Annotated in this window: 1 protein-coding gene; it reads right to left on the bottom strand. The window is 66.7% G+C overall.

Annotated elements, in window-relative coordinates; genetic code table 11:
• Positions 1-468 precede the first annotated feature (468 nt).
• Positions 469-6,531 (bottom strand): amino acid adenylation domain-containing protein (locus AB4Z47_RS30230; RefSeq protein WP_441956055.1); only part of this gene is annotated, 6,063 nt, incomplete at its 5' end.

Here is a 6,531-nt window from a genome sequence, read left to right on the forward strand (position 1 = left end):
CGCCAACCGAGTCGACCAAACATCCAACTCCGCATAACTCAAACACCCCCCCGAACCCACACCATCAGCAAACACCACCGCAACACCCGACGGATTCGCCTCAACCGCCACCGACAACAACTGCGGAAGCGTAGTAACCCTCGGTCGCCGGGTCCGGGTCGGGCGCACGCGGGCCTGGCGTGTCATGCCGGCACCGCTTCCGTAGTCTCGTCACACCGCTGCCGGACCGCCCGAACCATGAAATTCCTCACCCCGTCAGTTGTTGTCAGTTGTTGCCGCACATCACGCTTCCCCGCCTGATGATCATCGAACCTACGCACACCGATCGTTACGAATCCGACTACACACGCATGCCGAGCGCGACCAGGGCTGTGGCGAGTCGGATCGCGGGGACAGCCGCTTGTGACGACTGGGGGTGATTATTCTCTGTCGGCGCGCGATTCGGGTGGCGACGTCGACAGTCCGCGGCTATGTGCGACGGTCGAGCAGTGCGGCCAGCTGCGGGCCGAGCGCGGCGAGCGCCTCGGGCGTCGCCATCCGAGCGTGCGTGACCTCGATCGGCCGGTCGACGACCGTGCCGGACACGTACGGCTGCCAGTCTGTCGCGGCGGCGCGCAGCTCGTCGGCAGGGTCTGCCACGGCCGCGCTGAAGTACTCGACCGTGCCGTGGAAGACCTTTGGACGATGTTCGGCGATCAGCTCGGCCGAGCGGACTGCGCTGCGGTAGATCCGGCGCAGCCGCTCCGGGGTCACCGCGACGAATTCCGCCGGAATCATGGCGTGCAGTGCGGCCAGCGCCTCGTCGCTCAGTTCGTTGACGTCCTCGTCGCCCGCTCCAGCCGGACCCGCGCCGAGACCGAGTTCGGCCAGTGCACCGCGCACCGCCGCGCGAAAGCCCACGACGTCCGGATTCGGATGGCTGTCCATCATGGCCAGCAACGTCACCTGCTCGCCTTCGTCTTGCAGCCTCGTCGCGATGGCGTGCGCGAGCACCCCGCCGAGCGACCAGCCGAGCAGCCGGTACGGTCCGCGCGGTTGCACAGCTTTCATCTCGCTCAGATAGCGCTGCGCCAGCTCGGCCAGCGATCCGGGCAGCTCACCATCCTCCGACAGCGCGGGCGACTGCAGGCCGAAGATCGGCTGCTCGGCGGGAAGGAATGAGGCAAGGCCCGCGTACGACCAAGCCAGGCCGTACATCGGGTGCACGCAGAACAGCGGGTTCTCGGCGCCGCTCGCGCGAATCGGCAGCAGCACGTTCAGTGCGGCGTTGGCCTCGGCACCGCCCGCGTCGATGCGCGCGGCCAAGGCCGCCACCGTGGCGGCGGTGAAGAACCACTGCACGCTCACCGTCGCGCCGGTGGCGTCGCGGAGTCGGGTGGCGGCCCGCGCCGCAAGCAGCGAGTTGCCGCCGAGGGCGAAGAAGTCGTCGTCGAGGCCGACCTTTTCTGCACCGAGCAGGTCGGCGAATGCCTCGGCCACGGCCAGTTCGGTCGCCGTCTCCGGTGCGCGGTAGGAGATCGCGCTGACGAACTCCGGCGCGGGCAGCGCCTTCCGGTCGAGTTTCCCGTTCGGGGTCAACGGCAGCGCGTCCAGCACGACAACAGCGTCCGGCACCATGTATCCGGTCAGGAATTGGGCGGCCTCGGAACGAACGCTCACCGGGTCGATGCCACCAGAACCGTCGGGCACCACATAGCCCACCAGACGCTCTCCGGACCGGTCGTCGGAGCGCACGAGCACGACCACTTGGCCGACGCCGGTGCAGCGAAACAGCGCCGACTCGATCTCGCCGAGCTCGATGCGGAAGCCGCGCAGCTGCACCTGCTGGTCACTGCGTCCGGCGTATTCCAGTGCGGCCGGTCCCTCTCCGCCCCGCCATCGGCCGACATCGCCGGTGCGGTACATCCGGGACCCGGGCGCTCCGAACGGGTTCGCGACGAAGCGGGTCGCGGTGAGACCCGGTCTGCCCAGGTAGCCGCGGGACAGCTGCGCACCGACCACGTGGATCTCGCCGGGCACGTGCACGGGTGCCGGGTGCAGCCGCCGATCGAGGACGTAGGCGTCCAGGCCGGGGATGGCCCGGCCGATGATGCTGGCCGGATTGTGCGTGTCCTGCTCGTCCAGCGGAAGGAAGGAAACGTGCACCGTCGTCTCGGTAATGCCGTACATGTTCACCAGACGGGTCGCACGGCCGTGTCGTTCGTACCAGCGTCCGAGCTTGCGCAGGTCCAACGCCTCGCCGCCGAACACCACGTAGCGCAGCGCGAGATCGCCTGCGGCAGAAGAAGCCTGACCGGACTCCACCAGCTGGTAGAACGCCGACGGAGTCTGGTTCAGCACGGTGACCTGTTCGCGAATCAGCAACTCGCGGAACAGTTCCGGCGAACGCGACGTCACGTAGTCGACCACGACCACCGAGCCGCCGTGAACCAGCGCGCACCACAGCTCCCACACCGAGAAGTCGAACGCGAAGGAATGGAACAGCGTCCACACGTCGCTCTCGTCGAACCGGAACAGCGGCTGGGTATTCGCGAACAGCTCCACCACGTTGCGGTGTGCGACACCCACACCCTTGGGTACACCGGTGGAACCCGACGTGTAGATGACATATGCCAGGTTGTCCGGCCGCAGCGGCGCGATGCGATCCGCGTCGCTGATCGGGGCGTCGGACCAGGTCTCCGCGTCCGCGAGCAGCACGACGGGCAGATCGCCGGTGGGCACCCCGTCGCGCTCGTCCGCGGTGGTCAGCACACAGACCGGTGCGGCGTCGGCGAGCATGAACTCCAAACGCTGCGCCGGGTACGTGGTGTCGATCGGCAGATACGCCGCACCCGCCGTCAGCACGGCCAACAGCGCGACCGGCAACTCCTCGGTACGCGCAACCGCAACCGCCACCAACGATTCCGGCCCCGCACCCTGCGCAATCAACGCACGCGCCACCCTGTTCGCCCGACGCTGCAACGCACCGAAGGTCAGCGCGGTATCACCGAAACGGACCGCTATCGCGTCCGGCCGCCGCCATGACTGCTCGGTGATAAGGTCGGGCAGCGTCGTACCCGGCACCCAGGCGCCCGGCGAATTCCATCCGTGCAGAACCTGTTCGTGCTCGCTGGGGGCCAGCACGTCGACGTCGCCGACGATCGTGGTGGGGTCGGACGCCACCACCGCGAGGATCCGCAGGAACCGGTCGGCGAAATCCTGCACGGTGGCGGCGTCGAACAGATCGGTCGCGTAGGTGACCGCCACGGAAATGCCATGTGCGTTGGGCTGTTCCGCGAGGGTGAGCTGGAGGTCGAACTTGGCCGAATGCACCTGCGGATCGATGCCGGACACGGTGAGCCCGGGCAGCTCGAGCGCGGTCGGCGTGAGGTTCTGCAGGACGAGCATCACCTGGAACAGCGGATGACGTGCCGCCGACCGAACCGGATCGAGCAGCTCGACCAAGCGCTCGAAGGGCAGATCCGCGTGGCCGAACGCCGCGACGTCGGTCCGGCGGACCTCGGCGAGCAGCGCGTCGAACGGCGTGCCCGGATCGATCTCGGTMCGCAGCACCARMGTGTTGACGAACATGCCGATCATGTCGTCGAGTTCGGCCGCACCGCGGCCCGCTACCGGGGTGCCGATGGCGATGTCCGAGGTGGCCGACAGCCGAGTCAGCAGCACCGCCAGCGCTGCGTGCACCACCATGAACAGTGTCGAATTATGCTGCTGGGCAAGGCGATCGAGGCTGGCATGCAGGTTCGCATCGATGGCGAAGTCCAGCGTGGCTCCGCGATAAGAGGCCAGAGTGGGCCGGGGCCGATCCATCGGCAGCGGCAGTTCGTCCGGAAGGGCGGCCAGGGTGGTGCGCCAGTACTCGGCTTGCTGGGCGATCAGGCTGGCCGGGTCGTCTTCGGCCCCGAGCACGCCGCGCTGCCAAAGGCTGTAGTCGGCGTACTGGACCGGCAGCGGAGCCAGGGACGGAATCTCGCCTCGGCTGCGCGCACCGTAGGCCAGCACGAGGTCCCTGGTGAGCGGACCCATGGACCAGCCGTCGGAGCTGATGTGGTGGGCGACGAACGCCAGCACGTGCTCGACGGGGCCATCCGCGTTCTCGGCGGCCACCTCGAACAGCTCGGCGCGGAACGGCACCTCGGTGGTGACGTCGAAGCCGGCGGAGACCACCCGGGTCACCCCGGCGCCGAGATCGGACGGGTCGATTCGGCTCAGCGCGAGCCGGATCGGCACCTCGTGCGGCGCTAGCACGCGCTGCACCGGGCCAAGTGGTGTCTGCGGGTAAATGGTGCGCAGGATCTCATGGCGTGCCACCAGATCTTCGACCGCCTGCTGCAGGGCGGCGACATCCAGCACGCCGGAGAGCCGGATGGCGACGGGAATGTTGTAGACCGAGGACGCCGTGTCGAACTGGTTGAGGAACCACATGCGCTGCTGGGCCAGCGACAACGGGATCCGCTCCGGCCTCGGACCGGCCACAAGGGCGTTGTGCCCACCACTGCCCGCGTGCTGCTCGACCTTCGCCGCGAGTCCGGCCACCGTCGCCGCTTCGAAAAGGGCGCGCACGGGGACACGGGAATCCAGCGCCGCACCGATACGCGCTGCGACCTGGGTCGCCAGCAGCGAATTACCACCCAGGGCGAAGAAATCGTCATCGACGCCGACACGCTCCACACCGAGCACTTCGCCGTACACCGATGCGACGATCTCCTCGACCGGCGTCGAGGGAGCACGGAATACCTTGGCTTCGAATTCCGGCTCCGGCAGCGCTTTACGGTCCAGCTTGCCGTTCACGTTCAACGGCAGAGCATCCAGTTCGACAAAAGCGCCGGGAACCATGTATGACGGCAAAGCGGCACCGAGGACTGTCTTCACTCGCGCCACATCGAGGGCGCCCTCGACTGGAACCAGGTACGCGACAAGCCGATCACCGGTCTTCGGATCGGATTTCGCGACCACCGCCGCCTGCGCGACCTCCGGCAACGCCAGCAGCGCCGACTCGATCTCACCCAACTCGATACGGAAACCACGAATCTTCACCTGGAAATCGGCGCGACCCCGGTATTCGAGCTCACCGGAACCAGTCCATGCCACCAGGTCGCCGGTTCGGTACATCCGAGCACCGGACTCGAACGGATTCGCCACAAACCGATCCGCGGTCAAATCCGCACGACCGAAATATCCACGAGCCAGTTGCGCACCCGCCAAATACAACTCCCCGGACACACCCACCGGCACCGGCCGCAAACGTGCATCCAACACAAAAACCCGACTGTTCCACTCCGGCGCACCAATGGGCACCGCCGCCTGGTCGGCCTCGGTCACCTGGTGACTGGTAATCGACACCGCCGCCTCGGTCGGACCGTACAAGTTGAACAACTCGGTACGGGGGTATTCCCGCAGGAACCGCTGCGCCAGCGGGCCCGGTAATGCCTCGCCGATGGCCAGCACCCGCCATAGCGAATTCGGGAACTCGTTCGTGGTCAATGCGTCGAGCATCGAGGGCACCGCGTGCAGGGTGGTCACCCACTCACGCGCCATCAACTCGTTCAGGTACGACGGATCACGATGGCCATCCGGTGCGGCGATCACCAAACGACCACGACATACCGCGGCCGACCAGAACTCCCACACCGACAAATCGAATGTCGCCGCCGTCTTCAGCAAAATCGCATCGGCGGCATCGAGACCGAACTCGATCCTCTTCCACTGCAACTGATTCGCGATCGCCGCGTGCGACACGGCCACGCCCTTCGGGCGACCCGTCGAACCCGAGGTGAAAATTACATACGCCGTGTTCTGCGGACGCAGGGGCGCCACGCGATCGGCGTCGGTAACCGGTGTCTTATCCAACCCCTCGAGCTCGAGTTCATCGATCCGCACCAATGGCGCAGCATTCGTCTCGAATTCCGCGTCGGTATTGGTCAGCACGCACACGGGAGCAGCGGACTCGAGAATGTAACTCGTGCGCTCAGCAGCTTGATCGGGATCGATCGGCACATACGCACCACCCGACTTCGCCACCGCATACATCGCAACGATCAGATCCACCGATCGCCGCAACGCCAACCCGACCCGCGACTCCGGACGCACACCCGCCGAAATCAAATACCGCGCAAGACGATTCACCCGAACATCGAGTTCGGCGTAGGTCAGCTCGGCCCGCTCCCCATCCGGCAGATCGGCCACGAGCGCGACAGAGCGCGGGTCGGCCGCCACGCTCGCGTCGAGCAGCGAGACTAGGGTCGCGCCATCGTCGACGCGCTGCCCGGTCGCGTTCCACGTCGAGAGCACATCGGTGCGCTCGGTCTCGGTGAGTAGGTCGATATCTCCGACCACAGTTTTGACGTCGGCGACCACAGCCGCGAGGACCCGCGCCAGTCGGTCTGCGAAGCCTTGCACTGTTGTGGCGTCGAAGAGGTCGGTGGCGTAGGTGAAGAAGCCGCGGATGCCGGTGGGTGCACCCGATTCGTTATAGGTGTCGCCGACGATCAGGTGTAGATCGAATTGGGACACATCCATATCCGTGTCCACGCC

The sequence above is a fragment of the Nocardia sp. 2TAF39 genome (assembly GCF_052114905.1).
Taxonomy (GTDB): domain Bacteria; phylum Actinomycetota; class Actinomycetes; order Mycobacteriales; family Mycobacteriaceae; genus Nocardia.